At 76.4% G+C, this 26,972-nt stretch carries 26 protein-coding genes; 18 read left to right on the top strand and 8 right to left on the bottom strand.

Annotation, left to right across the window (positions count from 1 at the left end; translation table 11 throughout):
- The first annotated feature begins 37 nt into the window (after nt 1–37).
- Entirely contained in the window at nt 38–4,072 is a 4,035-nt protein-coding gene (locus ACFWDO_RS02775; protein WP_380318242.1) for a sigma-70 family RNA polymerase sigma factor, read from the top strand.
- Nucleotides 4,073–4,138: 66 nt separating this feature from the next.
- Here ACFWDO_RS02775 and upp read toward each other — a convergent pair whose 3' ends face one another.
- On the bottom strand, nt 4,139–4,774 hold the full coding sequence (gene upp, locus ACFWDO_RS02770; RefSeq protein WP_380318246.1) for a uracil phosphoribosyltransferase: 636 nt from the start codon (nt 4,772–4,774) through the stop codon (nt 4,139–4,141).
- Nucleotides 4,775–4,946: 172 nt separating this feature from the next.
- On the opposite strand from upp, the gene ACFWDO_RS02765 reads away from it, so the two are divergent.
- Both ACFWDO_RS02765 and ACFWDO_RS02760 read left to right on the top strand, forming a co-directional pair.
- Nucleotides 4,947–5,378 carry a nucleoside deaminase gene (locus ACFWDO_RS02765; protein ID WP_380318321.1) on the top strand — a complete coding sequence of 144 codons (432 nt, stop codon included), beginning with the start codon at nt 4,947–4,949 and terminating at the stop codon, nt 5,376–5,378.
- 38 nt (nt 5,379–5,416) lie between these two features.
- Entirely contained in the window at nt 5,417–6,457 is a 1,041-nt protein-coding gene (locus ACFWDO_RS02760) for a transglutaminase domain-containing protein (protein ID WP_380318249.1), read from the top strand.
- A gap of 60 nt (nt 6,458–6,517) precedes the next feature.
- Here ACFWDO_RS02760 and ACFWDO_RS02755 read toward each other — a convergent pair whose 3' ends face one another.
- Nucleotides 6,518–8,098, bottom strand: a complete 1,581-nt coding sequence (locus ACFWDO_RS02755; protein ID WP_380318253.1) for a phytoene desaturase family protein — start codon at nt 8,096–8,098, stop codon at nt 6,518–6,520.
- Between the two features lie 92 nt (nt 8,099–8,190).
- Here ACFWDO_RS02755 and ACFWDO_RS02750 point away from each other — a divergent pair, with 92 nt between their 5' ends.
- From ACFWDO_RS02750 to ACFWDO_RS02735, 4 genes are read left to right on the top strand one after another with little or no spacing between them, the layout of a single operon-like run.
- Nucleotides 8,191–9,591, top strand: coding sequence for a sensor histidine kinase (locus ACFWDO_RS02750; protein WP_380318256.1), 1,401 nt, complete (start codon nt 8,191–8,193; stop codon nt 9,589–9,591).
- Complete coding sequence (locus ACFWDO_RS02745) at nt 9,579–10,241, top strand: LuxR C-terminal-related transcriptional regulator (RefSeq protein ID WP_380318259.1); 663 nt, start codon at nt 9,579–9,581, stop codon at nt 10,239–10,241. Before ACFWDO_RS02750 ends, ACFWDO_RS02745 begins: the two co-directional genes overlap by 13 nt.
- Nucleotides 10,238–11,098 carry a DUF4097 domain-containing protein gene (locus ACFWDO_RS02740; RefSeq protein ID WP_380318261.1) on the top strand — a complete coding sequence of 287 codons (861 nt, stop codon included), beginning with the start codon at nt 10,238–10,240 and terminating at the stop codon, nt 11,096–11,098. Before ACFWDO_RS02745 ends, ACFWDO_RS02740 begins: the two co-directional genes overlap by 4 nt.
- A gap of 30 nt (nt 11,099–11,128) precedes the next feature.
- Nucleotides 11,129–11,503: a hypothetical protein gene (locus ACFWDO_RS02735; RefSeq protein ID WP_380318263.1), complete on the top strand. Its 375-nt coding sequence runs from the start codon at nt 11,129–11,131 to the stop codon at nt 11,501–11,503.
- A 15-nt stretch (nt 11,504–11,518) separates the two neighbouring features.
- Here the strand turns inward: ACFWDO_RS02735 and ACFWDO_RS02730 are convergent, their stop codons facing one another.
- The 4 genes from ACFWDO_RS02730 to ACFWDO_RS02715 are packed head-to-tail and all read right to left on the bottom strand — an operon-like array spanning nt 11,519 to nt 15,628.
- Complete coding sequence (locus ACFWDO_RS02730) at nt 11,519–12,427, bottom strand: NAD-dependent protein deacetylase (protein ID WP_380318266.1); 909 nt, start codon at nt 12,425–12,427, stop codon at nt 11,519–11,521.
- Between the two features lie 20 nt (nt 12,428–12,447).
- Nucleotides 12,448–14,136 (bottom strand): carbohydrate-binding domain-containing protein, encoded by a 1,689-nt coding sequence (locus tag ACFWDO_RS02725; protein WP_380318269.1) that lies wholly within the window; start codon nt 14,134–14,136, stop codon nt 12,448–12,450.
- Between the two features lie 32 nt (nt 14,137–14,168).
- Nucleotides 14,169–15,029 (bottom strand): VTC domain-containing protein, encoded by an 861-nt coding sequence (locus ACFWDO_RS02720; protein WP_380318272.1) that lies wholly within the window; start codon nt 15,027–15,029, stop codon nt 14,169–14,171.
- Entirely contained in the window at nt 15,026–15,628 is a 603-nt protein-coding gene (locus ACFWDO_RS02715; protein WP_380318276.1) for a DUF4956 domain-containing protein, read from the bottom strand. Before ACFWDO_RS02715 ends, ACFWDO_RS02720 begins: the two co-directional genes overlap by 4 nt.
- A 178-nt stretch (nt 15,629–15,806) precedes the next feature.
- On the opposite strand from ACFWDO_RS02715, the gene ACFWDO_RS02710 reads away from it, so the two are divergent.
- From ACFWDO_RS02710 to ACFWDO_RS02690, 5 genes are read left to right on the top strand one after another with little or no spacing between them, the layout of a single operon-like run.
- Nucleotides 15,807–16,322: a hypothetical protein gene (locus ACFWDO_RS02710; RefSeq protein ID WP_380318279.1), complete on the top strand. Its 516-nt coding sequence runs from the start codon at nt 15,807–15,809 to the stop codon at nt 16,320–16,322.
- The gene (locus tag ACFWDO_RS02705; protein ID WP_380318282.1) at nt 16,319–17,548 is read left to right on the top strand and encodes an NRAMP family divalent metal transporter; all 1,230 of its coding nucleotides are present in this window, start codon (nt 16,319–16,321) and stop codon (nt 17,546–17,548) included. The genes ACFWDO_RS02710 and ACFWDO_RS02705 overlap by 4 nt, the downstream gene beginning before the upstream one ends.
- A complete protein-coding gene (locus ACFWDO_RS02700; protein ID WP_380318285.1) occupies nt 17,545–17,928 on the top strand; it encodes a hypothetical protein in 384 nt (127 codons plus the stop codon). Before ACFWDO_RS02705 ends, ACFWDO_RS02700 begins: the two co-directional genes overlap by 4 nt.
- Nucleotides 17,925–18,359 carry a PRC-barrel domain containing protein gene (locus ACFWDO_RS02695; RefSeq protein ID WP_380318288.1) on the top strand — a complete coding sequence of 145 codons (435 nt, stop codon included), beginning with the start codon at nt 17,925–17,927 and terminating at the stop codon, nt 18,357–18,359. The genes ACFWDO_RS02700 and ACFWDO_RS02695 overlap by 4 nt, the downstream gene beginning before the upstream one ends.
- Nucleotides 18,356–19,423: an aromatic acid exporter family protein gene (locus tag ACFWDO_RS02690; protein WP_380318291.1), complete on the top strand. Its 1,068-nt coding sequence runs from the start codon at nt 18,356–18,358 to the stop codon at nt 19,421–19,423. Before ACFWDO_RS02695 ends, ACFWDO_RS02690 begins: the two co-directional genes overlap by 4 nt.
- 36 nt (nt 19,424–19,459) lie before the next feature.
- On the opposite strand, the gene ACFWDO_RS02685 is transcribed toward ACFWDO_RS02690, so the two are convergent.
- Entirely contained in the window at nt 19,460–20,656 is a 1,197-nt protein-coding gene (locus ACFWDO_RS02685) for an alcohol dehydrogenase catalytic domain-containing protein (RefSeq protein WP_380318294.1), read from the bottom strand.
- Between the two features lie 362 nt (nt 20,657–21,018).
- Between ACFWDO_RS02685 and ACFWDO_RS02680 the strand changes: the two genes are divergently transcribed.
- Complete coding sequence (locus tag ACFWDO_RS02680) at nt 21,019–21,687, top strand: PAS and ANTAR domain-containing protein (RefSeq protein ID WP_380318297.1); 669 nt, start codon at nt 21,019–21,021, stop codon at nt 21,685–21,687.
- A gap of 49 nt (nt 21,688–21,736) precedes the next feature.
- Here the strand turns inward: ACFWDO_RS02680 and ACFWDO_RS02675 are convergent, their stop codons facing one another.
- Complete coding sequence (locus tag ACFWDO_RS02675; protein WP_380318300.1) at nt 21,737–22,303, bottom strand: DUF2231 domain-containing protein; 567 nt, start codon at nt 22,301–22,303, stop codon at nt 21,737–21,739.
- Nucleotides 22,304–22,533: 230 nt separating this feature from the next.
- On the opposite strand from ACFWDO_RS02675, the gene ACFWDO_RS02670 reads away from it, so the two are divergent.
- The 5 genes from ACFWDO_RS02670 to ACFWDO_RS02650 all read left to right on the top strand — a co-directional run bounded on the left by ACFWDO_RS02670 (nt 22,534) and on the right by ACFWDO_RS02650 (nt 26,830).
- The gene (locus tag ACFWDO_RS02670) at nt 22,534–22,737 is read left to right on the top strand and encodes a hypothetical protein (RefSeq protein ID WP_380318303.1); all 204 of its coding nucleotides are present in this window, start codon (nt 22,534–22,536) and stop codon (nt 22,735–22,737) included.
- A gap of 117 nt (nt 22,738–22,854) precedes the next feature.
- Nucleotides 22,855–23,580 carry a PAS and ANTAR domain-containing protein gene (locus ACFWDO_RS02665; protein ID WP_380318306.1) on the top strand — a complete coding sequence of 242 codons (726 nt, stop codon included), beginning with the start codon at nt 22,855–22,857 and terminating at the stop codon, nt 23,578–23,580.
- Between the two features lie 47 nt (nt 23,581–23,627).
- Nucleotides 23,628–24,491, top strand: a complete 864-nt coding sequence (locus ACFWDO_RS02660) for an SDR family oxidoreductase (RefSeq protein WP_380318309.1) — start codon at nt 23,628–23,630, stop codon at nt 24,489–24,491.
- Between the two features lie 46 nt (nt 24,492–24,537).
- Nucleotides 24,538–24,993, top strand: coding sequence for a DUF6098 family protein (locus ACFWDO_RS02655; protein ID WP_380318312.1), 456 nt, complete (start codon nt 24,538–24,540; stop codon nt 24,991–24,993).
- A 106-nt stretch (nt 24,994–25,099) separates the two neighbouring features.
- A complete protein-coding gene (locus ACFWDO_RS02650; RefSeq protein ID WP_380318315.1) occupies nt 25,100–26,830 on the top strand; it encodes a glycosyl hydrolase family 18 protein in 1,731 nt (576 codons plus the stop codon).
- The last annotated feature ends 142 nt before the right edge of the window (nt 26,831–26,972 follow it).

The raw sequence follows: 26,972 nt of genomic DNA, 5'->3' as shown, positions 1-26,972 counted from the left end.
ATCCGACGGCGCGCCGAAAGCCAGAGCGAGGGCGGCGATGACGGACGTCTACGTGGGGTCGGACGACTCGGCGCGCAGCGACGCCGAGCTGATCCTCGACGTGCGCGGAGGCGACCTCGAGGCGTTCGGTGCCCTGTACGTGCGGCACGTGCCCGCGGCCCGTGCCGTCGCCCGGCAGTACGTGCGCTCCGCGGCCGACGCGGACGACCTGGTGTCCGAGGCGTTCCACCGCGTGCTCGACGTGCTGCAGCACGGCGGCGGCCCCGACGCCACGTTCCGGGCCTACCTGCTGACGGTCGTGCGACGCCTCGCCGCCGACCTGGCGCGCGGCGTGCGGCGGACCCGGCCCACGGCCGACGACGGCACCTTCGAGGCCGCGCTCGGGCTGGCCGACTCCACCGACGTCCCCACCCTCGAGGGCTTCGAGCGCTCCGTCGTGAAGAACGCCTACCAGGCGCTGCCGGAGCGCTGGCAGGCCGTGCTCTGGTACACGGAGATCGAGGGGCGCACCCCGGCGGAGGTGGCGCCCATCCTCGGGCTGACCCCCAACGGCGTCTCGGCCCTCGCCTACCGCGCCCGCGAGGGGCTGCGGGTCGGCTACCTGCAGGAGCACCTCACGCACGCGCCGACCGACGGGTGCCGCGCGGTGAACCCGCTGCTGGGGGCGTACGTGCGCGGCGGGCTGGCGCGGCGCGAGGTCGCCAAGGTCGACACCCACCTGGAGTCGTGCGGCGAGTGCCGCGCCCTGGTGCTCGAGCTCGGCGACATCGCGCACGGCATGCGCTCCGTCGTCGCGCCGCTGATCGTGGGGCTCGCCGGCCTGGCAGTCGTGGGAGCGCTGCCGATCGGGGGCGCGGTCGGGGGGCTCGTCGGGGCGCTGGGCGGGACCGTCGGCACCGGCGCGGCGGCCGGCACGTCGGTGGGGACGGTCGTGGGCAGCGTCACGGGCTCGACGGTCGGGGCGACGGGGACCGCCGGGGCCGCGGGCATCTCGTCGGGGGCGGCTGCCGCGACGGGCACGACGGCGGCCGCCACGACGGGTGCCGCCACGACGGGTGCTGCTGCGACGGGTGCTGCGGCGACGAGCGCCGCGGGCGGCGCGTCGCTGGCGGGCGTCGCGACCGCGGGGGTGGCGACGGGATCGGCCGCCACCGCGGCGACGGCGGGCACCGCGGCCGCCGCGGGCGCCGTCATGGGCACCGCGAGCGTGGCCGCCGCCGCCAGCGCGGTCGCCGTGGCGACCGTCGGGGTCGTCACCGTGCTCAACGCTCTCGGCAGCAGCCAGGAGCCGCCGGCGGCCGTCCCGACCGCCCCCGTCACCATCCAGGGCCAGCCGTGGGTGCCGCCCGGGGACACCACGGACATCGCCGTCGAGCCCGGCGACGGCGGGACGGGCGCGGACCCCGCCACCGACCCGACGGACCCGACGAACCTGCTCGCAGCCCCCGCCCTGGTGGTCCCGCAGGTCGCGGACCTGACCGTGTCCGCGGCGGGCACGCCGCTCCAGCCGCGCACGACGCAGCCGCTGGTCCTCACCGTCACCAACACGGGGACGGCCGCCGCCGAGGAGACCGTCGTCGAGGTGGCGCTGCCCGCCGGGGTCGACCTGGCCCTCCCGTCGGCGTCCGTCGGGGCGGCGGTCGTCGACGCGATCGCCCCGGACGCGCTCGCGTGCACCCCCACCGACGCCACCGCGCGCGTCGCGCGCTGCACGGTCGGCTCCCTCGCGGCGGGCGAGTCCCGCACCGGCTCGGTGCCCGTACGGGCGGACGCCGGCGGCGCCTACGCGATCGGCGCGTCGGTCTGGGCCACGGGCGTCGCGCCCGAGTCGCTCACGCTGGCGCCCACCACCGTGCTGCCGTACGGCGCCGAGCTCACGGCGTCCACGGGCGACGCCGTGCCCGTCTCGAACCCGGGCGCCGCGTGGGTGCCCGTCGTCGTGCGGAACACCGGCGACCAGCCGGCCGCCGGCTGGTCCGTGGCGCTCACCGTGCCGCCCGGCCTGCGGCCCGCGGCCTCCGACGGCGACCTCACCTGCGTGCCCGGGGCGGGCGGGTCGACGGGCGCCGGCACCACGTGGTCGTGCGTCGCCGCCCCGGACGCCGCCCCCCTGGCGCCGGGCGAGCAGCGGTCGGTGCGGGTGCGCGTCATCGCCGACGGCGCCACCACTCCCGGGTCCCTGTCGGTGACCGCCGCACCGCAGCTGCCCGGTTCCACGCACGCGCTGCCGTCGTCCGCCGCCGTGACCGTCGCCGCCCCGTGGGTCGGCGCCACGGCCGGTGCGCGGTCCGTCGCGGCGCGCTGCCTCGTGACCGGCGGCATCCGCACGGCGAGCTCCGCCGTCGAGGGCACCTACACGAACCTCACGGACCAGACCCTCGCGGTGCGCCTCGACGCGGCGGGCAGCTCCGCCGCCGCGGCGCAGCAGCTCGCGCCGGGGGAGACGGCCACCGTGCAGGTGCCGGACGGGATCCGCGTGCCGTCGGGCACGGCGACGTGGACCGTCTCCACGACGCTCGGCGGGGAGACCTACCGCACCACCGTGGCCGCCGGCCCGCACCAGGCGGCCGACTGCTACGCCCCGCGGTGGGACGTCGACGGCACCGCCGTCGTCACCGACGACGACGGGCGCCTGCAGGTGCGCGGCACGCTGACCAACACCAGCGACGAGCCGATGCGCGTGGGCATGACGGCCGCCGGCGGGAGCGCCGCGGACCAGAAGCGGATCGGGCCGGGGGAGAGCGCGACGTTCGTCGTCCCGACCGACCGGACGTCGCTGGACGCCGGCGCCGCCGAGTTCCAGCTGTACCGCTGGGTGGCGGACAACGACGGCGACGAGCCCGCGCAGGGCGGCATCGTGCCCGCGGTGGCCCCGACCGCCCGCTACGCCGCGGCGGCACTCGCCCCGGCCGTCGGCGGGCCGGCGACGCTGACCGCCGCCGAGTGCCGCTTCGACCCGTCGTCCGACACGTCGTGGCGCACCGTGACCGTCCCCGTGGACAACTCCGCCTCCACGTTCCCGGTGAAGTTCGCCGTGGCCGCGGGCACCGGCGACGGCCGCACCGCGCTGGTCGCCGCCGGGGCGAAGGGCGAGCTGCAGGTGACGGTCCCGTGGAACACGCGCACCGTGGCGGTGACCGCGGACGGCCGCGACCTGGCCGTCGTGGACGTGCCCGCCTTCGAGGGCTGCGCCACCGCGACGTGGCCCGCCTCGACGGTCGACGTGAGCGTTGCGACGCAGTGCGTCGACGACCGGGCGCAGGTGGCCGTGACGGTGCAGAACCGCGGGACGGTCGACTGGACGGCACGGCTCGCCGACGGCGACGGCACGCGCGTCGCGGCCGGCTCGGACGCCACCGTCACGACGCGCGTCGGCGGGCTGCGTGCCGACGCCGGCGAGCTGACGCTGCGGCTGTCGCGGCCGATCGAGGACCGTGAGCCCACGGTCGAGCGGACCGTCTCCTACGACGCCGTGTCGTGCGTCGTGGTCGACCCGCACGCGCAGGTGGAGCAGGGCGACGTGCAGGTCACGAAGGACCGGTGGCGCTCGACGTCGACCCGGCCCGCGACGGTGGTGCTCGACAACTCCGGGTCGTCCGTGCCGCTCGACTTCACCATGACCGGCACGAACGGCGCCGCGGCGCAGGTGACCGTGCCCGCACGGCAGAGCGTGCGCGCCGACGCCGGCACGGTGACCGGCCGCAAGGGCGCCACGTTCACCGTCCGCGCGGGCGACTGGAGCACCGACCTCGTCGTCGACCCGTTCACCGGCACCGCGGGCTGGTGCTCGCCGCGGTACCGCTGGGGCGCGAGCTACGAGGTGGGAGACGTCGCCTCGTGGCGCGGCGCCGACTACCGGTTCGTGGGCGCCGGCAACCAGGGCAACGGGCAGGGTGACGGCAACGGCCATGGTCAGGGGAACGGCCAGGGCAACGGGAACGGGCAGGGCAACGGCCAGGGCCAGGGCCAGGGCCAGGGCAACGGGAACAGCAACGACGGCAACGGCCGCTGGTGGGGCGGCCACCACTGGCGCGGCGGCTGGGAGCGGATCGCCGACTGCGAGTACCGCTGACGTCTCGGACGCCGGTCGTTCTCAGAGGCTGAGGCCTCAGACGACGCCGTCTCAGACGATGCCGCCTCAGACGATGCCGTAGAGGCGGTCCCCGGCGTCGCCCAGGCCGGGCACGATGTACTTCTGGTCGTTGAGGCGCTCGTCGACCGCGGCGACGACGATCTGCACGTCCACCCGCGACCCGATCGCGTCGTCGAGCACCTGGAGGCCCTCGGGGGTGGCCAGCAGGCAGACGGCGGTGACGTCGCGCGCGCCGCGCTCCAGCACGTAGTCGATCGCCGCGACCAGCGTGCCGCCGGTGGCGAGCATCGGGTCGAGGAGGAAGACCTGCCGGTCGGTGAGGTCGTCGGGCAGGCGGTTCGCGTAGGTGACGGCCTCGTAGGTGGACTCGTCGCGCTGCAGGCCGAGGAAGCCGACCTCGGCGGTGGGGATCATGCGCGTCATGCCCTCGAGCATCCCCAGCCCGGCGCGCAGGATCGGCACGACGATGGGGCTCGGGTCGCTGAGGCGCACGCCCGTGGTCGTGGTGACCGGGGTGCGGATCTCCTTGGGCTCCGTGCGCACGTGCCGCGTCGCCTCGTAGGCGAGCAGGGTCACGAGCTCGTCGACGAGGAGACGGAACGTCGCCGACGGGGTGTTCTCGTCACGCAGGACGGTGAGCTTGTGGTCCACCAGCGGGTGGTCGGCGACGTGCAGGCGCATGGCCCCCACGGTACCGGCGCGCGGGGCTGCGGCACCTCCCCGCGGCTAGCCTGGCCCTGTGACGTCCGACGCCGCGCCCGGCCCCGCAGGATCCGGCCTCGCGCTGCCCTGGGCGGACGGCGAGTTCCCGCCGCACACGGTCAGCGGCCGGCGGCGCGTGTGGGACGCGCTCATGGGGCTGGCGCTGCACGAGGCGTCGCACGCGCTCGCCAGCGACGACGTGCCCGTCGGGGCGCTCGTGATCGACGCGGACGGACGGCTCGTGGGGCTCGGCCGCAACCGCCGCGAGGAGACCGGCGACCCGACCGCGCACGCCGAGGTGCTCGCCCTGCGGCAGGCCGCCGCCACGCGCGGCGAGTGGCGGCTCGAGGGCTGCACGCTCGTCGTGACCCTGGAGCCGTGCGTGATGTGCGCGGGGGCGCTCGTCGCGGCGCGGGTGCGACGCCTCGTGCTCGGCGCCTGGGACCCGAAGGCGGGCGCCACCGGCTCCGTGTGGGACCTGGTGCGCGACCAGCGCGCCAACCACGCCGTCGAGGTGGTGGGCGGCGTGCGGGAGGACGAGTGCGGGCAGCTCCTGCGAGACTTCTTCGAGTCCCGCCGCTGACGGCGATGACTCGCGCAGCCGACGGAGGTCTCACCCGGATGGACACCACCGCCCAGCCCGACGAGAAGCACGACGCTCCGGCCGCCGCCGGTCGGGCGGCCCCGACGCTCGCCGACTACGCGCGCCAGAGCGCGTACTCCGACCCCGGCCCGCACGCGGACCTGCTGCGCGCCGTCGCGCCCGACCCCGCGGCCACGGCCGCCGCGGCGTGCGCGACGATCGTGCACTACCGCGCCGGGAACCCCGACCTCTCCGACGACCAGCGCGACGACGTCGACCGGCGCTGGCTGTCCACGATCCTCGACGCCGCCGCCGCGCGGCAGCCCGGCCCGCTCGACGCGGCCCGGGAGGCGTCCCGCCAGGTCGCCGGCTGCTGCCGCGACCACACCCTGTTCTCGCTGGGCGTGCTGCGCGAGCACGGGGTGCCCGCCCGGTCGCGGATCGGGTTCGCGGGGTACTTCGAGCCGCCGTTCTTCCACGACCACGTCGTCGTCGAGCACTGGGACGCGGGGGCCGACGGGGGCGCCGGGCGCTGGGTGCGCTGGGACCCGGAGCTGACGTCCGACGGGCCGTGGGGCTTCGACCCCCGCGACATGCCCACCGGCCCGGCCTCCCCGTTCCCCACCGCCGCCGAGGTGTGGCGGGCGATCCGCGCCGGCGAGGTCGACGCGGCGTCCTACGGCGTCTCGCCCGACGTGCCCGAGCTGGGCGGCAAGGACTTCGTGCGCGGCTACGTGCTGCTCGAGCTGGCCCACCGGATGCGCGAGGAGGTGCTGCTCTGGGACGTCTGGGGCGCGCTCCCTCCCCACCCGGGGCTGACGGCGCTCGCGGCGGCCTCGCCGCCCGGGTACGTGCCCGCGGTGCCGCTGTCCGACGACGCGTGGGACGCGGTGACCGACGCTCTCGCCGCGCTGCTCGTGGCCGCCGACGCCGGGGACACCGCCGCGGAGGGAGCCCTCGCGGAGCGGTACGCCTCCGGGCTGGGGCCGCGCGGGCGGGTGGCGACGCTCTCGCCGTCCGGCCGCGTCGGCGTCACCGACCTGCGCGAGCGCACCACCCGCTGGGACGCCGCGGGCTGACCCGCCGCGCCGGGAGCACGACGACGGCACGACGACGGCGACAGCGCGACTACAGCGCGACTACAGCGCCGCGACGCGGATGCCGAAGACGTCGCGCAGCGCGTGCCGGGCGGCGTGCCAGCCGCCCATGCCGTGCACCCCGGGCCCGGGGGCGGTGGAGGCGGAGCACAGGTAGACGCCGCCCGCGCCGACGCGGTACGGGTCGGCGGACAGGGTGGGCCGGGCGAGGATCTGCCACATGGTGGCGGCGCCGGCGGAGATGTCGCCGCTCACGTAGTTGGCGTTGTGGTGCGCCATCGCGGCGGCCGGGATGCCCCGCGAGGCGACGACGACGTCGCGGAAGCCGGGGGCGAACCGCTCGATCTGCGCGGTGACGGTCTCGGTGACGTCGACGTCGGAGCCGGCGGGCACGTGCGTGTACGCCCACAGCGGGCGCAGCTCGCCGCTCGGGGAGGCGCCGTCGGCGACGCGGCGCGACGGGTCGACGACGGTGGGGTCGCTGACGAGGCACATCGGCCGGTCGGCGTGCCGCCCGGCCGCGACGGCGTTCTCGGCGCGGGCCATCTCGGCGCGGGTGCCGCCCACGTGCACGGTGCCGGCGCGGCCCACCTCCGGGTCGGCCCACGGGACCGGCCCGGACAGCACGTAGTCGACCTTGGCGGCGGCGTTGCCGTGGCGGAACGCGGCGAGGCGGCGCCGGGCCGAGGGCGGCGCGGCCGCGCCGAGCACGTCGAGCAGGGTGCGGGGGGTGGTGTCGAACAGGACGGCGCGCGCCGCGGGCAGGTCCGCAGGGGTGCGCACGCGGTGCCCGGTCACGACCGTGCCGCCGTGCGCCTCGAGGTCGGCGACCAGCGCCGCGACGATCGCACCGGACCCGCCGCGCGGCACGGGCCACCCGCCGTCGAACGCGTCGGCGCCCGACAGGTCGCGGGGGCGGGCGTGCGCGAGGGCGCCGAGGAGCAGCGCCGTCCCCGCCGCGGACAGCGACGGCAGCGAGGTGATCGTGTGGGCGGCGACGCCGGTGAGCAGCGCGCCGCCGTCGCCGGAGAACCGCGCGTCCCACGCCCGCGAGCCCTGCTCCAGCACGGCGAGCGCGAAGCGCACGGCACCCTCCGTGGCGCGCAAAGGGGCGCGGGAGTCGAGCACGCCGGGCGGGACGGAGCGGTGGTCGCCCATCCCGACGGCCACGACGGCCTCCCACTGCTCGGCCAGCGGCCCGAGCAGCGAGCGCCAGGCCGCGCCGTCCGGCCCGAGCCGCTCCGCGGTGCGCTCGAGGTCGCGGTAGGCGACGGCCGACCGCCCGCCGGGCAGCGGCTGCGCGTACGACACCTCGGGCGTGCGGAGCTCGACGCCGTGGGCGCGCAGGTCGAAGGCGCGGAAGAACGGCGACGCCCAGGCCATCGGGTGCACGGCGGAGCAGAGGTCGTGCACGACGCCGGCGGGCAGGCCCTCGCACAGGTCGTGGCCGTCGCACCGCTCGTCGCCGGGCGCGAGCGTGCGGGCCCCGCCGCCGACGGTCGAGTTCGCCTCCAGGACCGTCACCGACAGGCCCGCACGGGCCAGCGTGACGGCGGCCGCCAGGCCGTTGGGGCCCGACCCGACCACGACGGCGTCCAGCACGCTGTCTCCTTCCGGCCGCATCCCGTGGCCTCGCGCGACGTGGGATTCCCCTACCTCCAGGACGTGGGGACGCGGACTGTCCGGCCTGTACCCCGCAGCCTAGTCTCGAGGGCATGACCAGCACGGACGCCGCTGGGCCCACGACCGGGGCCGCGCCGGACCCGGCCCCGGCGCTCGCCTCCCGGGCCGGGCTGCTGCGCGCGCCGGTCGACCCGGCCACGGCGCGCGCCGTCGCGCTGCTGGCCGTCGGCACGGTGTGGCTCGCGAGCGTGGGCACGGTCGTGTGGGTGCTGGTCCTGGTGTCCTCCGCCCTCGTCCCGCTGCTCGGGCTGGGGCTCGTCGCGCTCGGGGTCACGCTGCCCGGGGCGCGGGCGTTCGCCGCCGTCGAGCGGGCGCGGCTGGCCGCGCAGGCCGGCGTCGTCGTGCCCGCCCCGACGCCCGCCCCCCTCGGCCTGCCGCGGTCGTGGACCCGGCTCCGCGCGACCCTGCGCGACGGGAGGGCGTGGGCGGCCGCCGCCTACGCGCTGGTCGGGCTGCTGGTGTCCGTGGCGTTCCTCGTCGTCGTCGTGGCGTGCGCCGCGGGCGCGGTCGCGCTGCTCGTCGTCGCGGTGCGGGGCGGCGTGGGGAGCGCGGCGGGCCAGGCCGGGGTCGCGTGGCCGGTCGCCCTCGTCCTCGGCGCCGCGGGCGCCGCGCTCCTCGCGTGGCTCGCGGCGGCCGCCGCGCAGGCGGGCTGCGGGCTGGTGCTCCGGCTGGCCCAGGCCTGCCTCGGCCCGTCCGCGGCCGACCTGGCGCGGGCCCGGGCGCGCGACGCCGAGCACGACGCCGAGGCGGCGCGCGAGCGGGCCGTCGTCCTCGCCGAGACCCGGTCCCAGGCGGTCGCGGCCGCGGACGCGGAGCGCCGCCGCATCGAACGCGACCTGCACGACGGTGCCCAGCAGCGGCTCGTCGCCCTCGGCGTCGAGCTCGGCGTGGCCCGCCGGCTCGCCGAGCGCGACCCCGCCGCGACGGCCGCCGCCCTCGAGCACGCCCACGACGAGGTGAAGGCGACGCTCGCCGAGCTGCGCGACCTCGTGCGCGGCATCCACCCCGCGATCCTCGACGACCGCGGCCTCGACGCCGCGCTGTCGGCGCTCGCCGCCCGCAGCCCGGTCCCCGTGCGCGTCGAGGCCGGCGCCGGCCTGGAGCGCGCCGGGGCGGCCGCGCAGGCCGCCGCGTACTTCGTGGTCGCCGAGGCGCTGACCAACGTGGCCAAGCACGCGGGTGCGCGCTCCGCCCGGGTGCGCGCCGACGTCGTGGACGACGGTGCGGACGAGGGCGGGGTCGACGTCGCGGGCGACGGCGCGCGCCTGCGTGTCGTCGTCGAGGACGACGGCCGTGGTGGCGCCGAGCCGTCGCCGGGCAGCGGCCTCGCCGGGCTGCGCGGGCGCGTCGCCGCGCTCGACGGCCGCTTCGACCTGACCAGCCCGCCCGGCGCGGGCACCCGGCTCACCGTGGAGGTGCCGTGCGCATCGTGATCGCGGAGGACTCCGTGCTCCTCCTGGACGGGCTCTCCCGCCTGCTGGCCGCGGAGGGCCACACGGTGACCGGCCACCGCACCGCGGACGAGCTGGTCGCCGCCCTGTCGCGGCCCGGCGCCGCGCTGCCCGACCTGCTCGTCACGGACGTCCGCATGCCGCCGTCGCACACCGACGAGGGCCTGCGCGCGGCCCTGCACCTGCGCAGCCTGCACCCCGACCTGCCGATCCTCGTGCTGTCGCAGTACGTGGAGCAGCGCTACGCCTCCGAGCTGCTGGCCCGCGGCGCGCGTGCCCTCGGCTACGTCCTCAAGGACCGGGTGGCCGACGTCGACGCGTTCCTCGACGCCGTCGCGCGCGTCGCCTCGGGCGGCACCGTCATCGACCCCGAGGTGGTCACGCAGGTCATCGCCCGCAGCCGCCGCTCCGACCTCGACCAGCTCACGCGGCGCGAGCGCGAGGTGCTCGCGCTCATGGCGGAGGGGCGCTCCAACACCGCGATCGCGGACCGCCTCGTCGTCGGGATGCCCGCCGTCGAGAAGCACGTCACCAACATCCTCACCAAGCTCGGGCTGCCGCCCGACGCCGACGACAACCGCCGCGTGCTCGCGGTGCTGCGCTGGCTCGACCAGAACGGAGCACGACCATGACCACCACCGAGCCCACCCGCACGCCCGCGCCCGGCCCGGCCCAGCCGCACCGCGGCCCCACCGGGCGCGCGCTGCTCGTCCTCGGCGTCGTCGTCGGACTGCTGGCGGTGGCCTGGGGCGCCCTGTTCCTCGTGGACCGCGCCGTGGCGAGCACGACGACGCAGCACGAGACGTACGCGGCCGTCGGCACCGTCGAGCTGGTGGCCGACGGCGACGTGACCGTCAAGGCCGCCGACGGCGGCGACGTGGAGGTCGACCGCATCGCGCGCAGGGGCCTCACCAGCCCCACGTACCGCGCGGACGAGCGCTCCGACCGCCTCGTGCTGACCCACGAGTGCCAGTCGTGGCAGTGGGTCCCGGGGTGGTGCGCCGGCGAGCTCGCCGTCACCCTCCCCGCCGACACGGCCGTCGTGGTGCGCACGTCCAACGGGGACGTCCTCGCCGCCGGCGTCGCCGGGGACGTGGAGCTGCGCTCCAGCAACGGCGACGTCGAGACCACCGGCACGGGTGCCCGCGTGGACGCCGACACGTCGAACGGCGACGTCACGGTGGACCGCGCGACCGGCGGCGACGTCGTCGCGACCTCGTCCAACGGGTCGATCGAGGTGACCGGCGTCGACGGCAACCTCGAGGCGGTCACGAGCAACGGCCGCGTGGAGGTGTCCGGCGTGACCGGCGACGTCCGCGCCGAGTCCAGCAACGGCGACGTCACCGTCGTCGGCGACGGCGAGCCCGTGCGGCTCACGATCGACACGTCGAACGGGGAGCAGACCACCGAGGGGCCAACCGACCCCGACGCGGACCGCACCGTCGAGGTCCGGTCGTCCAACGGCGACGTCGCCTACCTGGCCGAGTGACCCGGGCGCCGGCGGCTATCGTCGTCGGCCATGGGGATCTTCTCGCGCCGGAGCGCCGGCGCCGACGGCCCGGCGGGGTCTTTCGACGCGGCGCCGTTCGAGCTGGTGGTCGACACCGTCTTCGCCGTCCCGACGCGGGGCCACGTCGTCACCGGCACGGTGACCTCGGGGCGCGTGCGCGTCGGCCAGGCCGCGGTGCTGCACCTGCCCACGGGCGAGCACGCCGTCACCGTCGCGCGGATCGACGTGCGGCGCCGCAAGGCGGACGTCGCCGAGGCGGGCACGGAGGCCGCCGTCTACCTCGGCGGGCTCGGCCGGGGCGCGCTCCCGGTGATCGCCGGCGGCGACGGGAGCCTGGTCGACGCCGAGGCCGTCGCCGGCTCGCGGCTGGTCGCGGCGTCGTAGGTCGGGCGGGGCTCGTCAGAGCCGGTCGGCGAGCGCGACGAGCGTCTCGGTGACGCCGTCGTCCACCTTGAGGGTGGCGAGCGGGTCGCCGCGCGTCTCGCCGCGGTTGACGATGACGACGGGCTTGTCCGCCTTCGCGGCGTACCGCACGAACCGCAGGCCGCTCATCACGGTGAGCGACGTGCCGGCCACCAGCAGGGCGTCGGCGTCGTCCACCAGGGCGTACGCCCGCTCGACGCGCTCGCGGGGCACGTTCTCCCCGAAGTAGACGATCTCCGGCTTGAGCACCCCGCCGCAGAACTCGCACGCGGCGGGCACGAAGTGGCTGGTCTCCTCGATGACGGCGTCCGCGTCGGGGGCGGTCTCGATGTCGGCGACGGTGGCGCCGTCCTCGAGCACGGACTCGACGAACCCGGGGTTGAGCGCGTCCAGCCGCTCTGCGAGGTGGGTGCGGCTGATGACGCGCCCGCACTGGAGGCAGATGACGCGGTCGTAGTGGCCGTGCAGGTCGATGACGTGCCGCGAGCCGGCGTCCTCGTGCAGCAGGTCCACGTTCTGGGTGATGACGCCGCGCACCACGCCCCGGCCCTCCAGCGCGGCGAGCGCCCGGTGCCCGGCGTTCGGCTCCGTGCGGCGCACCACCTGCCAGCCCACGTGGTTGCGGGCCCAGTAGTGGCGGCGGAACGCCTCGTCGGCCACGAACTGCTGGTACGTCATCGGGGCGCGCTTCGGGGAGTCCGGGCTGCGGTAGTCGGGGATGCCGGAGTCCGTGGAGACGCCCGCGCCGGTCAGCGCGGTGACCGTGCGGCCCCGCAGCAGGCGGACGGCGTCGTCCACCGTGCCGTGGTGCACCACCGCGTCCGGCGGGAGCTCCCAGCGGCGGTCCTGGTAGGTGGGGGCGAGCGGCCGGGGCACGGGTTGCACGCCTTCGAGCGTACGTCGACTCAGCTCGCGCCGTCGGGCAGGGTGCCGTCCGCGGGACCGCCGGGCTGGCCCCCTCCGCCGGGGCCGCCCATGCCGCCGGCGGGCGGGTCGCCCGCGGTGGCGGTGCCGACCTCGGTGCCGTCGGCGGTCAGGGTGTACGTGCCGCCGTCCGTGATCTCCGGCCCGGTGTAGACGACCGACCGCGCGGCCTTCGTCAGTGTGATCGTGGCGACCTCGGTGCCGTCCGCGTCCACGACCGCCACCTCGGTGCCGGCCTCGAGCGTGGAGTCGGCGGCCAGCGCCACCCAGCCCTGCGTCGAGCCGGACTCGGGCGCCTCGGCCATGCCCGACGAGCCCACGGCGAGCAGCGTGCCGCCCGACGCGGTGAGGCCGCCGGCGGAGTCCAGCGCGCCGTTCCCGTCGTTCGTCGGGCCCTCGACGACGACGTCGCCGCCGCTGATCTCCGCGACCCCGTTCGAGTCGAGCCCGTCGCCGTCGGCGTCCACGTGCAGCGTGCCGCCCGTGATCGTCAGCGACGCGCCTTCCTGGACCGCGTCCATGCCGCCGCCTCCGCCGCCCTGCGGCATCTCGCCGTCGGCGGGGGGCTCCGGCTGCGCCTGCTGGTCGCCGCTCGTCCCGTCGTCCGTCGCGGTGTCGTCCGTCGTCGCGTCCGTCGTGTCGTCCCCCGGCTCCTTGACGGTGGCGTTGAGACCGTCGTCGCTGGAGGTGATGTCGACGTCGCCGCCGGAGACGGCGATGGTCGCCGCCTCGATGCCCTCCTCGGAGCCGGTCACGGTGAGGTTGCCGTCCGTGACGGCGACGTCGGTGAAGCCCTGCACGCCGTCGGAGCCCGCGTCGACGGTGACGTCGCCGCCGGTGAGCGCGACGTACCCGGCCGTGGCGTCGTCGTCGGCGTCGGACTTCAGCCCGTCGCCGCCCGCCCGGACGTCAAGGGTGCCGCCGGAGACGACTAGGTAGTCCTTGCCGCGCACCGCGTCGTCGGCCGCGGTGACGGTGAGGTCCCCGCCCGCGACGACCAGCCCGTCCTTGCCGGTGATGCCGTCGTCCGCGTTGCCCACGACCTCCAGCGCGCCGGAGCCGGAGATCGCCAGGTCCGCAGTCGAGTAGAGGGCCGCGTTGGCAGCGTTGTCCGAGGTCATCTCGGCGTACTCCTGGGCGTCCTCGAGGCGGTTCGTGGAGCCTTCGGCGAGAACGACGGACACCTGGTCGGCGTCCTGGACGTCGATCGCGGCGCCGGTGGAGCTGGTGACGTCGGCGCCGTCGAGCACGAGGCGCACCACGCCGTCGGCCGAGCAGTCGACCACGACCTGGCCGTCGTCGAGCGTGCCCGACACCCGGTACGTGCCGGGCTGCGTGATCGTGACGGTCGAGCCGTCCACGGTGGCGCCGTCGCCGGACGCGCTCGCGCGGTCGCCGTCGAGGGAGACCGCGACCTCGTCGGCCGTGTCCCAGGTCTGGTCGGCGAGGGCCGCCGTCTCCTCGGACGACAGGTTCGCCGCGAGGACGTCCTGCGCCGACCGGCCGGAGTTGTCCGTCGCGGAGATCTCGGCCGTCGTGGTGCCGGAGTCGCCGGACGCCGAGGTGGCGGAGCCGGCGTCGCAGGCGGCGAGCGCTCCGACGGTCAGCGTGCCGGCGGCGGCGACCGCCAGGGTCCGGGTCCAGAGCTTCTTCGGGCGGGGGATGCGCATGGTGGGTCCTCTCGGGGGTGTGCGAGGTCGGGTCAGGCGACGCCCAGCCGCCGCCGGCGCAGGCGGCGCCAGGGGTGGTCGGGCAGGTCAGGCCGCAGGGTGGCGAGCCCGGTCGCGTACTTGGAGATGCGGTCGGGGCGGTGGCCGGCGCGCCACAGGGCGCGGTCGGCGGACGACGGCGCGGTGCCGGCCTTCGTCTCGACGACCACGAGGTCGCCGACGTCGGCCGTGCGGTCGTCGGGCGTGTCGGCGCCGTCCGGGTGGTCCCTGCCGTCGAGCCGCCAGCGCAGGCCGGCGTCGAGGGTCAGGCGCGCGTCGGGCAGCAGCACGGTGGTGCGGCGGTAGACGGAGCGCAGCACGGGCGCGAGCTCCGCCGACGGGGGAGCGTCGAGGCACGCGGCGGTGAGCCGGTCGTCGACGAACTCGAGCCCGGCGCCCTCCAGCGGGGCGGCGAGCTCCCACGGGCAGCGCTCCTTGACGGTGACGCCGCGCGCGGCGCGGGTCTTGACCTCGAGGAACGTCGTGTTCCCCGTGTCGACGTAGGTGCGGGTGCGCACCTTGAACCGGCGCCGCCGGCGGCGCGCGGCCTGCCGGAACGTCAGCAGGTCGGCGGTGTCGTAGTAGGTGGAGGCGTAGGTGAACGACCGGTCGCCGTCGATCTCCAGCACCCGGGGCGCGCTGTGCGCGGCCCCGGAGGTGAGCGCCGCCAGCAGGGCCGCGACCTCCGCGGGCGTGAGCACGTACTTGCGGTCCACGCGGGTCTGCAGGGCGGCGGTCGCGTCGAGCTCCTCCAGGGTCACCGCGTCGCTGCCGGCCAGGCCTCGCGCGACGACGGCGTCCGCCGTCGAGCCGGCGACGTCCCTCGATCCGGCCACGCCCGCCGGGGCGCTCATCGGGTCACCGTCAGGTGGTCGTGCGCGCCGGTCGCGGCGGCGGCCCGGGCACCGGGGCGGGGCAGCTCGTAGCGGACCTCGACGCGCGTCGTGTCGTCGGCGAGGTCGATCGCCTGCACGCTCACCGAGTGCACGCGGGCGCCGAGCAGCGCCTCGAGGTGCGCGGTCAGCTCGTCCCGGTCGACGACGGCACGGTCGAGCACGATCGTCTGCGCGGCGTGGCGGGCCAGGAGCCGCGGGTGGTCGGCCACGGCCATCACGACCAGGATCAGCGCGGAGCCCGCGAGGCCCAGCCAGCCGACCGACGTGCCCAGGCCGCCGAGCAGGCCGAGGGCGAGCGCCGCGAAGTAGTACGCGACCTCGCGCTGCGACAGCTCGTCGGACCGCAGCCGGATGATCGACAGCACGCCGAACAGCCCCAGCCCCAGGCCGGCCGCGATCGTGCTCGACGAGAGCACGGCCGACACCGCGAGCACGCCCACGTTCACCCCGAGGTACGCGACCACCAGGTCGCGGCGCCGGTGCCGCGGGAAGTACAGGGCGAAGGTCAGGATCGACACGGCGACGAGGTCGACGGCGTACAGGGCGACGGGGGGCATACGTGCTCCGGGGGTGAGGTGGACCGTCGTTCACGGTCGGTGGGTGGGGACGTCACCCAGTGGACACCGTCGGCTCCGGCACCCGCTGAGGCCGGCCTGGGAATGCACTGCGAGCGATGGGACGCGGCTGGGAGGGCCTCCGCGTGCGTGCATCCGGGCACCGTGACGACCATCGGGCGTGCGGACCAGAGAGCGGGGCGGCGGCCGACGACGGGGCGCGGGCGGGGCCGTCGCCGTCGCGCTCGCCGTCGCGCTCGCCTGCGCCGGCTGCGTCGCGAGCCGGCAGGAGCCGGGCCAGGCGACCGCGGCCGTCGCGGACGCGGTCGCGCAGGCCGCCTCCGCCGGGGAGTCCGCGCGGATCGCCGTCGGGCTGCTCGACGAGGGCCGGCTCACCGGGCCCGTCGCCGACACCGCCCTGCTGGACCAGCTCCACGCGCTCGACGAGGCGGAGACCGCGCTCACCACCCTCGTGCCGCCCGACGCGGCGTCGTCGGCCCACCGGACCGCGGGGCTGGCGGCGGTCGGGGACGTGTCGGACGCGGTCGTCGCCGCGCGCTCGTGGGTGGCCGCGTGGTCCGGCGGGCGCCTCGCGGGCGCGGCCGACGTCCCCGCCTCCGCGGACGCCGTGCTGGCCGACCTCGCGGACGCCACCGACGCGGCCGACGCCGCCCTGGCCGAGGCAGGTGGCCCGTGAGCAAGCTGCTCGCCGCCGCGCTCGGCATCCTCACCGCGATCGGCGGCTTCGTCGACATCGGCGACCTCGTGACCAACGCCGTCGTGGGGTCCCGGTTCGGGATGTCGCTGGCGTGGGTGGTGGTGCTCGGCATCGTGGGCATCTGCCTGTTCGCCAGCATGTCCGGACGGGTCGCGGCGGTCAGCGGCCGCGCCACGTTCGAGGTCATCCGCGAACGTCTGGGGCCGCGCGCGGCCGGGGCGAACCTCGTGGCGTCGTTCGCGATCAACCTCCTCACGCTCACCGCGGAGGTCGGGGGCATCGCCCTCGCGCTGCACCTGGCCAGCAGCGTGGAGCCGCGGCTGTGGATCCCGGTCGCGGCGCTCGCGGTCTGGCTGGTCCTGTGGCGCGTGAAGTTCCAGATCATGGAGAACGTCGCCGGACTGCTGGGCCTCCTGCTGGTCGGCTTCGCGGTGGCCCTGTTCCTCCTCGGCCCGGACTGGGGCGAGCTGCTGCGCCAGGCGGTGCCGCCGTCGCCGCCGGGCACGGAGTCGCCGGCGTCGTACTGGTACTACGCGATCGCGCTGTTCGGCGCCGCGATGACGCCGTACGAGGTGTTCTTCTTCTCCTCGGGCGCCGTCGAGGAGCGGTGGACGGCCAAGGACCTGTCCACCAACCGCGTCAACGTGCTGCTCGGCTTCCCCCTGGGCGGGATGCTCTCCCTGTCCATCGCCGCGTGCGCGGCCGTCGTGCTCCTGCCGGCCGGCATCGAGGTCACGGCGCTGTCGCAGCTGATGCTCCCCGTGGCGCAGGCGGGCGGGGTGCTGCTGGTGGCCGTCGTCCTCGTCGGCATCGTGGCCGCGACGTTCGGCGCCGCGCTCGAGACCGCCCTGTCCAGCGGTTACACGCTGGCGCAGTACCTGGGCTGGTCGTGGGGCAAGTTCCGTCGTCCCGCCCGGGCCGCGCGGTTCCACCTCACGATGATCGTGGCGCTGCTGCTGGCGGTCGGGATCCTCATGACCAGCGTCGACCCGGTGGCCGTGACGGAGATGTCGGTGGTGTTCTCCGCCGTCGCGCTGCCGCTGACGTACATCCCGATCCTCGTGGTGGCCAACGACCCCGCCTACATGGGCGAGCACGTCAACGGGCGGGTGGTGAACGCCCTGGGCACGGTGTTCCTGGTGATCGTGGTCGTCGCGGCGGTCGCGGCGATCCCGCTGATGATCGCGACGGGGGCGGGGTCATGACCGGGCGGACCGAGCGGGTCGTCGACGCCCGCCTGCACCTGCTGAGCCGTCAGGTGCTCGACGTCGACGGGGAACCCGTGCGGACCGTCGACGACCTGGAGCTGACCGGGCCGGACGGCGGCGCGGTGGTCGCCGGCCAGGAGGCGGAGGTCGCCGCCATCCTCGTCGGCCCGCTGCTGGCCACGCGACTCTTCGGCGGGAAGGTGCCGGAGTCGCGGATGCCGCGCATCGCGTGGGACGACGTCGGCCACGTGGGGACGGCGGTCGAGCTCACCGTGTCCTCGGACCGGCTCGACGCCGACTGGGTGGAGCACTGGCTCCGCGACCGGCTGATCGGCCGCATCCCCGGCGGTCGCCACGATCCGGAGGCCGGCTCATGAACGTGGGCGACCTGCTCGACGTGCCCGTCGTCGACCACGACGGTGCCCCGCTCGGCGTGGTCGTGGACGTGCGCCTCGCGCTCGAGGTCGTCGACGAGCCGGAGGGCGCCCCGGGCGCGGGGGAGGACCGCGAGGAGCCCGAGCACGACGGCCCCCTGAGCGCGCAGGCGCGACGCGACGCCGTCGGCCGCGCCCGGGTGGTGGGGCTGCTGGTGGGCCCCCGCGGCGCGGGCTCCTTCCACGGCTACGAGCGGACCGACGTGCGGTCGCCGTGGCCGGTCCCGCAGCTCGTGCGCCGCCGCCATCGCGGCACGTTCCTGGTGCGGTGGGCGGACGTCGAAGCCCTCGGCGACGGTGCGGGCGGCGGCGGGGACGACGGGAGCGTCCGCCTCGCCCGGGGGTACGAGCAGCTGCCGCCGGACCTCGGATGACCGGTACCGAGACCTCGGGCCGGCGGGTCGTGCGCGCCGTGCACCGCGCGTGGGTGCTGCACCCCCGCTGGTCGCTCGCGGTGCGGGGCGCGGTGGCGGCCGGGCTGGCGTGGGCGGTCGCGGTGCTGGCGCCGGCGCCGTTCTCCGAGTACCCGTTCTACGCGCCCCTCGGGGCCGTGGTCGCCACGACGGCGACGCCGGTCCGGTCCCTGCGGGAGTCGCTGCACACCGTGGGGGCGCTGCTCCTCGGCGCGCTGATCGCGCTCGTCGCCGATGCCGTGCTCGCACCGAGCGTCCTCGCCGTCGCGCTCGTGGTCGGTGTCGCCCTCCTGTGCGCGGGGTGGCGCGTGCTCGGCGGCGCCGGGGTGTGGGTCGCGAACTCCGCGATCTTCGTGCTGGTCCTCGGCCAGGGCGAGGACGCGAGCTACGTGGCCGCGTTCGCCGGGCTGATCCTCGTCGGCGCGCTGATCGGCACGGGCGTCAACCTCCTGCTGCCCTCGCTGGCCCTGGCGCCGTCCGACGTGGCGCTCGACGCGCTGCGCGACGCCCTCGCCGAGGAGCTCGACGATCTCGCCGGCTGGCTCGAGCACGAGGGGGCGCTCGACGCCGCGGAGTGGGAGCGCCGGCGCCAGGCGCTGGTCCCGACGATCGAGCGCGCCCGCCGGGCGGTCGACGTCGCGCGGGAGTCGTCCCGGGGGAACCTGCGGGCGCACCGCCACAGCGAGAGGGCGTCGTCCCAGGGCAGGCGGGCGCGGACGCTCGGCACCGCGGCGGGCGTCGTCGACGAGGTGGTGCGGCTGCTGGTGGACTGGGAGGCGTCCGGCCGTGACGACGTCGCGCTGGGGCCGCCGCTGCGCCCCGCGGCCGCGCGGACCTTGCAGGCCCTGGCGGCGGCCCTGCAGGACACGACGGAGGACGACGAGGCCGCGCGCCGGTTCGTCGACGCGGTCGACGACCTGCGGGCCGAGGTCCGCGACTCGCGCGAACGGTCCGGCGACGACCACCTCGTCGCGGGCGCGCTCGTCGTCGTGCTCGGGCGCGCCACGGAGGCCGTGACGGGGTGACGGCGCGCGGCGGCGGAGCTGCCCGGGCGGTGCCGGTCAGGAGGCGGCCCAGGGGTCGAGGACGACCTTGATGCAGCCGTCCTCCTTGCGCTGGAACGCGCGGTACGCCTCGGGCGCGTCCTCCAGCGGGAGCCGGTGGGTGCGCAGGCCGAGCACGTCGAGGGGGTCGGCGGGGTCCGACACCAGGGGCAGCAGGTCGTCCGTCCAGCGGCGGACGTTCGCCTGGCCCGAGCGCAGGGTGAGCTGCTTGTCGAAGATCTGCATGAGCGGCAGCGGGTCCTTCGCCCCGCCGTACACCCCCGACAGCGACACGGTGCCGCCGCGTCGGACCAGCGCGACCGCCGCCAGCAGCGCCGCGAGCCGGTCGGTACCGCCGCGCTCGGTCAGCGGCGCGGCGACGGCGTCGGGGAGCAGCCCCACCAGCTTCTGCGCGGTCTCCGCCAGCGGCGAGCCGTGCGCCTCCATGCCGACCGCGTCGATCACCGCGTCGGGGCCGCGGCCGTCGGTGAGGTCGCGGACGGCGGTGCGGACGCCGGGCGCCCCGGGGTCGAACGTGATGACGCCGTGGCACTGCGCGACGAGGCGACGCTCGGGCACGGGCTCGATGCCGATCACGACGTCGGCGCCGCGGTGCCTGGCGACCCGGGCCGCCATCTGGCCGATCGGCCCGAGGCCCAGCACCACGACGCTGCCGCCGTCCGGCACGTCCGCGTACTCCACCGCCTGCCACGCGGTGGGCAGGACGTCGGACAGGTAGAGCCAGCGCTCGTCGGGGGTGCCGTCGTCCGGCACCCGGACCGGGCCGTACTGCGCCTGCGGCACGCGCAGGTACTGCGCCTGCCCGCCGGGCACCTGGCCGTACAGGCGGGTGTACCCGAACAGGGCCGCGCCCTTGCCGTGCTCGTGAACCTGGGTCGTCTCGCACTGGCTCTGCAGCCCGCGGGTGCACATCCAGCAGCGGCCGCAGGCGATGCCGAAGGGCACGACCACACGGTCGCCGACGTCGAGGCCCTCGACGTCGCCGCCTACCTCCTCGACGATCCCCATCGCCTCGTGCCCCAGCACGTCGCCGGCGTCGAGGAACATCCCCAGCACGCCGTACAGGTGCAGGTCCGACCCGCAGACGGCCGTCGACGTCACCCGGATCACGGCGTCGGTAGGCTCCACGACCCCGGGGTCGGGGACGTCCTCCACGCTCACGTGCTCCCGTCCCTGCCATGTCAGTGCGCGCACCGGGGTTCCTCTCGCCGTGGGGACGACCGCCCCTCGGCCGGCGGGCTGCTGCACCGACGCCGCCAGTGAACCACCGCCCGCCCGTGCTCACCCGGCGCGGGCGGCCCGGGCGTCCCACCTGCGGGGGCGTGGCGCCCGGTGGGGAGAACCGGGTGCCGCGCTGCTGGACATCCGGCCCGCGGTTCCCGCGAACGGGGGCCGCACCGACGATCGTCACGTCGATCGCGCCTGGTCGCCAGCGCGCCCGCCGGAGGGCCAGGTGGGGCGACCGCGCTGTCCCTCCGCGGACGAAGGGGCTACGGTCGAGGGGAGTCATGAGGCGGCTCACCTCGAGCGGCGTATGCCACGACGGGAGGATCCACATGACCGACACCACATCGTGGGACATCGAGGGCACGCTCGCCCTCGGCGCGAGCCACCCGGTGGGCAGGTACCGCCACGACCTCGCGACGGGCCGGTGGTGGTGGTCGGACGAGACGTTCCGCATCCACGGCTTCGAGCCGGGCGACGTCGTGCCGACCACGGAGCTCATCCTGGCGCACAAGCACCCCGACGACCGGGACCGCGTGAGCCAGGTGCTCCGCCGGGCGTGCGCGACGGGCGAGCCGTTCAGCAGCGTCCACCGCATCATGGACGCGCACGGCGACGAGCGGACCCTGGCGGTCGTGGGGGAGGGTCGCACGGACGCGACGGGCGTGGTCTGCGAGCTCGTCGGCTTCTTCACCGACGTGACCCCCGCCGTGGCGCGCATCGCCGACGTGCGGGCGACGGCGAGCATCCGCGCCTCCGCGGAGAACCGCGCAGCGATCGAGCAGGCCAAGGCGATCGTCATGTGCGCGATGCGCACGGACCTCGAGGGCGCCTTCGCCTGGCTGCGTGAGGCGTCGAACCACTCGAACGTCCCCCTGCGCGACGTCTCCGCACGCGTCGTGGCGCTGGCCGCCGCGAGCAACGGCGACATGCGCGTCGTCGCCGAGGCGCTGGCCGACCTGCTGACGAACCGGCCCGAGTCCCCGACCGAGCCTCGCTGACCGTCGTCGCGCGGGCCTGCGGGCGGGCCGGCGCCGTGCGGGCCGGTCGTCAGGCGGCGCCGGGGACGTGGCGCGGCTCGCGCATCGCCTGCGCCACGTGGCCGCCCAGGTAGCCGCCGACCCCGACGGCCCCCAGGCCCGCCAGGGTGAGCAGGGTGCCCAGGCCGTCGCTGCCCGCGCGTCGTGCCCGCCACGACGCGAGGGCCAGGAGGGTCCCGATCCCGTTGCACGTGGCGTGCAGGGCGGCCACGCGCCTCCCCGGCGCGCTGAGCGCCCCGTAATCGGCGAGGCCGGTGAGGGCGGTCGGCGGCGCCGCGAGGAGCCCGAGGGCGACCAGGCGGCGGGCGGCGCCGGTGTGGCCCGGCGGGCGGGTCAGGTCGAGCGCGGCCGCGCCGGCCCACAGCCCGATCGGCAGGTCGGTGAGCACGCCGTGCAGCGGGTGCCCGACGGACCGGCCGCGCAGCTCGTCACGGACGCGGCTCGGGGCGGGGACGACGGTGCGCGAGATCCGCTCGTACAGCCCGGCCAGCGGGTCGAGGCGCGCGGCGTGCTCCAGCCGCGCGGCCAGGCGCGGCAGCGGTCGGGCGGTCGGAGGTGCGGTCGAGTGGGCGGGCATCATGCCTCCTCGTGGCGAACCGTGCCGGTCGCGACGTCGGCCGAGGCGCCCTGACTCGACGCCTCGCCACGACGGTAGGGCGCGCGCCGGTTGCTCGCCGCACGTCCCGGTGCCCCGGGTGGCCGCGCTTGCCCCGCGTTACGGTGGCGGGAGGTCCAGCAACGGCCGCCCCCTCGAGTGCCGCGCCGCGAGCGCCCGGTGCCGCACGACACCGCGAGCGAGGAGTGACGATGAGCGAGAACCCCGCACACCAGGACCGCACGGACGGCGAGGACCGCAGGGAGGACGCGTCCCGACCGGACGACCCGCGTCGTCAGGCGGAGCGCGAGCGCGCGGTGCACGACGGCCGCGCCGCGGACGTCGGTGCCGTGCCGGGCGAGAAGCCGAAGGACGACCCCGACGCGGAGGGCGAGGAGCGCTTCGACGCCGGGTGATGCCATACCGGCGAGGCCGCGGGCCACGACGTGTGGACGACTCCCGGCCGTGGGGCTAGCGTGAGGACCGGCGTCAGGAAGCGGCACCATCCCTCCCTTCTTCATCCGGAGGTCATGATGACGACAACGACTCCCGCCGACTCCGACCATCCCACCGCGGAGCAGGTCGTCGAGGCGCTCGCGGTCGGGACCAACCTGCTGACCGGCAGCTACCGGGCCGACCCTGCCTCCGGGCGCTGGTGGTGGTCCGACGAGGTCGACGTGATGTTCGGGCACAAGCCGGGCGAGCTCGAACCGGGCGCCGCGACCCTGGAGGGCCGCCTGCACCCGGATGAGCGCGAGCGCGTGGTGCGGGACGCCGTCCGCACGCTGGCCCTGGGCGGTCCGGTGACGACCGCCCGCCGCATCGTGGACGCGCACGGCCGCACCCGCACCCTCCTGTTCACGGCGCAGGCCCGCCGGAGCCGGGACGTCGGCGCGTCCGAGGTGGCCGGGTACGTCGTCGACGTCACCCCGGTCCAGCGCGAGGCGGTGCAGCGTGAGGTGCGGCGCGCGATCGACAGCGCGTTCGTCTCCGCCGCGTCCATCGAGCGTGCCAAGGGCGTGCTCATGGCCGTCCACGGGGTGACCGACGAGCAGGCGGAGAGCATGCTCACCGAGGCCGCGGGCGCGACGGGCGCCACCCTGCGCGAGGCCGCGACCCAGATGATGGCCCACCTGGCGAAGGCCGACGGGTTCGGGCGGCGCGCGAAGGAGGGCGTGCGCGAGGCGCTCGACGAGGTCAAGCCGGCCAAGCGTCCGCACGTGCACGAGCCGCAGCTCGCCCGTCGTCGCGCCGCGTGACGCCACCGCGACGACCGACCCAGCACCGCACGACCGAGGAGGTCAGCATGGCCGACGAACCGCAGTCGTTCCCCGCCCAGCAGCAGGACCCGCCCGGGCTCACCGGCGCGATGGACCCCACGCCCGACCACGGTGAGGGCAGTTACCGCGGCTCGGGCCGCCTGGAGGGCCTGCGGGCCCTGGTGACCGGCGGGGACTCCGGCATCGGGCGCGCCGTGGCGATCGCCTTCGCGCGCGAGGGCGCCGACGTCGCTATCGGCTACCTCCCCGAGGAGGAGGACGACGCGCAGGAGACGGCGCGCTGGGTCCGGGAGGCGGGCCGCGTCGTGGTGCTGCTGCCCGGCGACATCACGGACGAGGCGACGGCGCGGGCCCTGCCCGACCGGGCGGTGGAGCAGCTCGGCGGCCTCGACGTCGTGGTGAACAACGCGGGGTTCCAGATGGCGCGGCGCGAGTCCGTCGAGGACGTCACCACGGACGAGATCGACCGCGTGCTGAAGACGAACCTCTACGCGCTGCTCTGGATCACGCAGTCGGCGCTGAAGCACCTGGGCGCGGGGTCGAGCATCGTCAACAACTCGTCGATCCAGGCGTTCGAGCCGTCGACGTCGCTGCTCGACTACGCGTCGACCAAGGCGGCGATCAACAACCTCACGGTGAACCTGGCCGCCGAGCTGGGGCCGCGGGGGATCCGCGTGAACGCCGTCGCGCCGGGCCCGATCTGGACCCCGCTGCAGCCGGCGACGCAGCCCGAGGAGAAGGTGCAGAAGTTCGGCCAGGACACCCCGCTCGGCCGCGCCGGGCAGCCCGGTGAGGTCGCCCCGGCGTTCGTGTTCCTCGCCTCGCCGCGGGACGCGAGCTACGTCTCGGGCACCGTGCTCGGGGTGACGGGCGGCAAGCCGGTGTTCTGAGTCGCCGGCCCGCCGGTCGGTCGGGTCTGTCGGTCGAGGAGGTCGGATGGCGTTGCATCCGGCGGGCACACCGCGCTCGCTCGACGACGTCCCGCGGCTGCGGTCGCTGCGGGAGGTCGTCGAGCTGCTCGGTGTCGGCGCGCCCCTGTACGTGCGGTTCAGCGCCGGGCCGGAGGCGGACGAGGCGGCCGAGAGCCGCGACCACGAGAGCGGCTGCCTCCTGCCCGGCCTGAGTGTGAACCCCCTGGACCCGGAGCCCTGGTGGGACCGGCCGCCCGAGCACTGGGTCGCGCGGCAGCTCTGCCAGTACGCGCACCTCATGACGCCGGAGCGCTTCCCGTGGGTGCTCACCGGGACGGTGGCGGGCCGCGGGCCGGACTGCGAGCCGCTGCTGGTCGGGACGGTCCCGGTCGCGTCCGTGGACCGCGCCGTCGTCGACGAGGCGGCCGAGCTGTACGCGCGCGCCTTCGACCGGGGGGACGACGGCACCCCGGCGCGGTAGCGCTGACCTGGGCAGGGGCTGGTCACTGGCTGACGGCCACGGTATTGTGCAGGAGCCCGAACAAACCCGTATCCGGGTGCGCCCGGAGGAAGCAACGAGGCTCCCGATGAGACACCGACCGTCCCCGCGCCGCCACGGCGCCCTCACGCTCGTCGCGGCCGTCGCCGTCGTCGGGCTCACCGCCGCCGGGGCGTCCGCCGCGCCCGCGCCGTCGTCGCCCACCGCGAGCGGGGCGTCCGCGCACGACGCCGACGGCGTCAACGGCTACAAGACCCTCGGCTACTACCCGGCCTGGGCCACCGAGACCCACGACTACGAGGTGGCCGACCTGGCGCGCACCGGCGCCGCAGCCGACCTCACGCACCTCACGTACGCGTTCGGCAACGTCACGTCGGACCTCGTCTGCGACATCACCGACGCGCAGGGGACGGAGGGGCCCGAGGGTGACCCGCAGAACGACTACCTGCGGATCGTCGACGCCGAGGACTCCGTGGACGGCGTCGCCGACTCCGCCGACCAGGCGCTCGCCGGCAACTTCAACCAGCTGCGCAAGCTCAAGGCCGCCTACCCCGGGCTGAAGGTGATGATCTCGCTGGGCGGGTGGACCTGGTCCGACAACTTCGCCGAAGCGACGCTGACCGCCGAGTCGCGCGAGCGCCTCGTCGACTCCTGCATCGACACCTACCTCGACGGCAACCTGCCCCAGGTGGGGGCGCAGGGCGGCGCCGGCGTCGCGGCCGGCATCTTCGACGGCTTCGACATCGACTGGGAGTGGCCCGCCGCCGACGGCGAGCACGCGCCCACGTACCCGGACGTCGAGAAGGAGAACTTCCTCGCGCTCATGGAGCTGTTCCGCGCCAAGCTCGACGAGCGCACCGCCGACACCGGCGACCACTACCTGCTGACCGGCTTCGCGCCCGCGGGCTGGGCGCCGCGCACGCAGGGCGGCTGGGACGACCCGCGCCTCGCGGCCGTCGTCGACTTCCTCAACGTGCAGGGCTACGACTACACCGGGCCGTGGGCCGCCACGCAGACGGGCCACCAGGGCAACCTGCACCCGTACAGCAACCCGGACGGGTCGTCGGCGAACTGGGGCCTCGCCGCCGACGGCCTGCTGGGCGCCTACCGCGCCGCCGGGTACGACGGCGACCAGCTCGTGCTCGGAATGGCCGCGTACGGGTACGGCTGGGAGGGCGTGAAGGACGCGACCCCGGGCGCCGCCGCGACCGGCTCCCTCGGGCAGAAGAACTACTCCGCGCTGCACGACGTCGGCCGCGAGTACTACGACGAGGCCGCCGCCGCCGGCTACCGGTATGACGGCGACCAGTGGTGGAGCCTCGACACCCCGCGCTCCGTGACCGCCAAGGCCGAGTGGCTCGCCGAGAACGGCTTCGGTGGCGCCTACTTCTGGGACATCGCGGGCGACTATCGCAACCAGCTCGGGTCGGCGCTCGCCGGCACCTTCCGTGCCGCCACCCCCGGCCCGCAGGTCGTGGGCGAGGGCGCGGACCCCTGGTACGCCACCGGCGTCTACACCAAGGGCGACGTCGTCGCGCACGACGGCGTCGAGTACCGCGCCCGCTGGTGGACGCGCGCCGAGGAGCCCGGCGCCGTCACGAAGAAGCAGGGACCGTGGGAGGAGATCGGGCCCCGCGGCACCGTCCCGGCCCCCGCGGCCGCCGACTGCGCCCCCGCGTGGGACGCGGGCACCGTCTACCGCAAGGGCGACGTCGTCTCCCGCGCCGGCGTCAACCACACGGCGCTCTGGTACGCCAAGGGCGAGCGCCCCGGCACCGACGTGACCGGCGCCTGGGACGCCGGCGCGCCCTGCGTCTGACCCCGTGCGCCTGACCCCCTGAACCGACGGCGGCGGGGGGGGCGGGCCCCCCCCCCCCCGCCGGGTATAGAGTGTGGCGGAACAGAGGGTTTGCGCGGGGGGGGGGGGCCCCCCGCGCGGGGGGGGGTGCGAGCGGCCCAAA

The sequence above is a fragment of the Isoptericola sp. NPDC060185 genome, assembly GCF_042728595.1.
GTDB lineage: Bacteria > Actinomycetota > Actinomycetes > Actinomycetales > Cellulomonadaceae > Isoptericola.
Note: the sequence above shows the minus strand (reverse complement) of the source record. Positions and strands in the feature narration are given on the sequence as shown.

Coding starts and splice junctions, on each gene's coding strand:
- ACFWDO_RS02775 (WP_380318242.1), top strand. CDS start 38: ATGACGGACGTCTACGTGGGGTCGGACGACTCGGCGCGCAGCGACGCC.
- upp (WP_380318246.1), bottom strand. CDS start 4,774: ATGCGCCTGCACGTCGCCGACCACCCGCTGGTGGACCACAAGCTCACC.
- ACFWDO_RS02765 (WP_380318321.1), top strand. CDS start 4,947: ATGGGGCTGGCGCTGCACGAGGCGTCGCACGCGCTCGCCAGCGACGAC.
- ACFWDO_RS02760 (WP_380318249.1), top strand. CDS start 5,417: ATGGACACCACCGCCCAGCCCGACGAGAAGCACGACGCTCCGGCCGCC.
- ACFWDO_RS02755 (WP_380318253.1), bottom strand. CDS start 8,098: ATGCGGCCGGAAGGAGACAGCGTGCTGGACGCCGTCGTGGTCGGGTCG.
- ACFWDO_RS02750 (WP_380318256.1), top strand. CDS start 8,191: ATGACCAGCACGGACGCCGCTGGGCCCACGACCGGGGCCGCGCCGGAC.
- ACFWDO_RS02740 (WP_380318261.1), top strand. CDS start 10,238: ATGACCACCACCGAGCCCACCCGCACGCCCGCGCCCGGCCCGGCCCAG.
- ACFWDO_RS02735 (WP_380318263.1), top strand. CDS start 11,129: ATGGGGATCTTCTCGCGCCGGAGCGCCGGCGCCGACGGCCCGGCGGGG.
- ACFWDO_RS02725 (WP_380318269.1), bottom strand. CDS start 14,136: ATGCGCATCCCCCGCCCGAAGAAGCTCTGGACCCGGACCCTGGCGGTC.
- ACFWDO_RS02720 (WP_380318272.1), bottom strand. CDS start 15,029: ATGAGCGCCCCGGCGGGCGTGGCCGGATCGAGGGACGTCGCCGGCTCG.
- ACFWDO_RS02715 (WP_380318276.1), bottom strand. CDS start 15,628: ATGCCCCCCGTCGCCCTGTACGCCGTCGACCTCGTCGCCGTGTCGATC.
- ACFWDO_RS02700 (WP_380318285.1), top strand. CDS start 17,545: ATGACCGGGCGGACCGAGCGGGTCGTCGACGCCCGCCTGCACCTGCTG.
- ACFWDO_RS02695 (WP_380318288.1), top strand. CDS start 17,925: ATGAACGTGGGCGACCTGCTCGACGTGCCCGTCGTCGACCACGACGGT.
- ACFWDO_RS02690 (WP_380318291.1), top strand. CDS start 18,356: ATGACCGGTACCGAGACCTCGGGCCGGCGGGTCGTGCGCGCCGTGCAC.
- ACFWDO_RS02680 (WP_380318297.1), top strand. CDS start 21,019: ATGACCGACACCACATCGTGGGACATCGAGGGCACGCTCGCCCTCGGC.
- ACFWDO_RS02675 (WP_380318300.1), bottom strand. CDS start 22,303: ATGCCCGCCCACTCGACCGCACCTCCGACCGCCCGACCGCTGCCGCGC.
- ACFWDO_RS02670 (WP_380318303.1), top strand. CDS start 22,534: ATGAGCGAGAACCCCGCACACCAGGACCGCACGGACGGCGAGGACCGC.
- ACFWDO_RS02665 (WP_380318306.1), top strand. CDS start 22,855: ATGACGACAACGACTCCCGCCGACTCCGACCATCCCACCGCGGAGCAG.
- ACFWDO_RS02660 (WP_380318309.1), top strand. CDS start 23,628: ATGGCCGACGAACCGCAGTCGTTCCCCGCCCAGCAGCAGGACCCGCCC.
- ACFWDO_RS02655 (WP_380318312.1), top strand. CDS start 24,538: ATGGCGTTGCATCCGGCGGGCACACCGCGCTCGCTCGACGACGTCCCG.
- ACFWDO_RS02650 (WP_380318315.1), top strand. CDS start 25,100: ATGAGACACCGACCGTCCCCGCGCCGCCACGGCGCCCTCACGCTCGTC.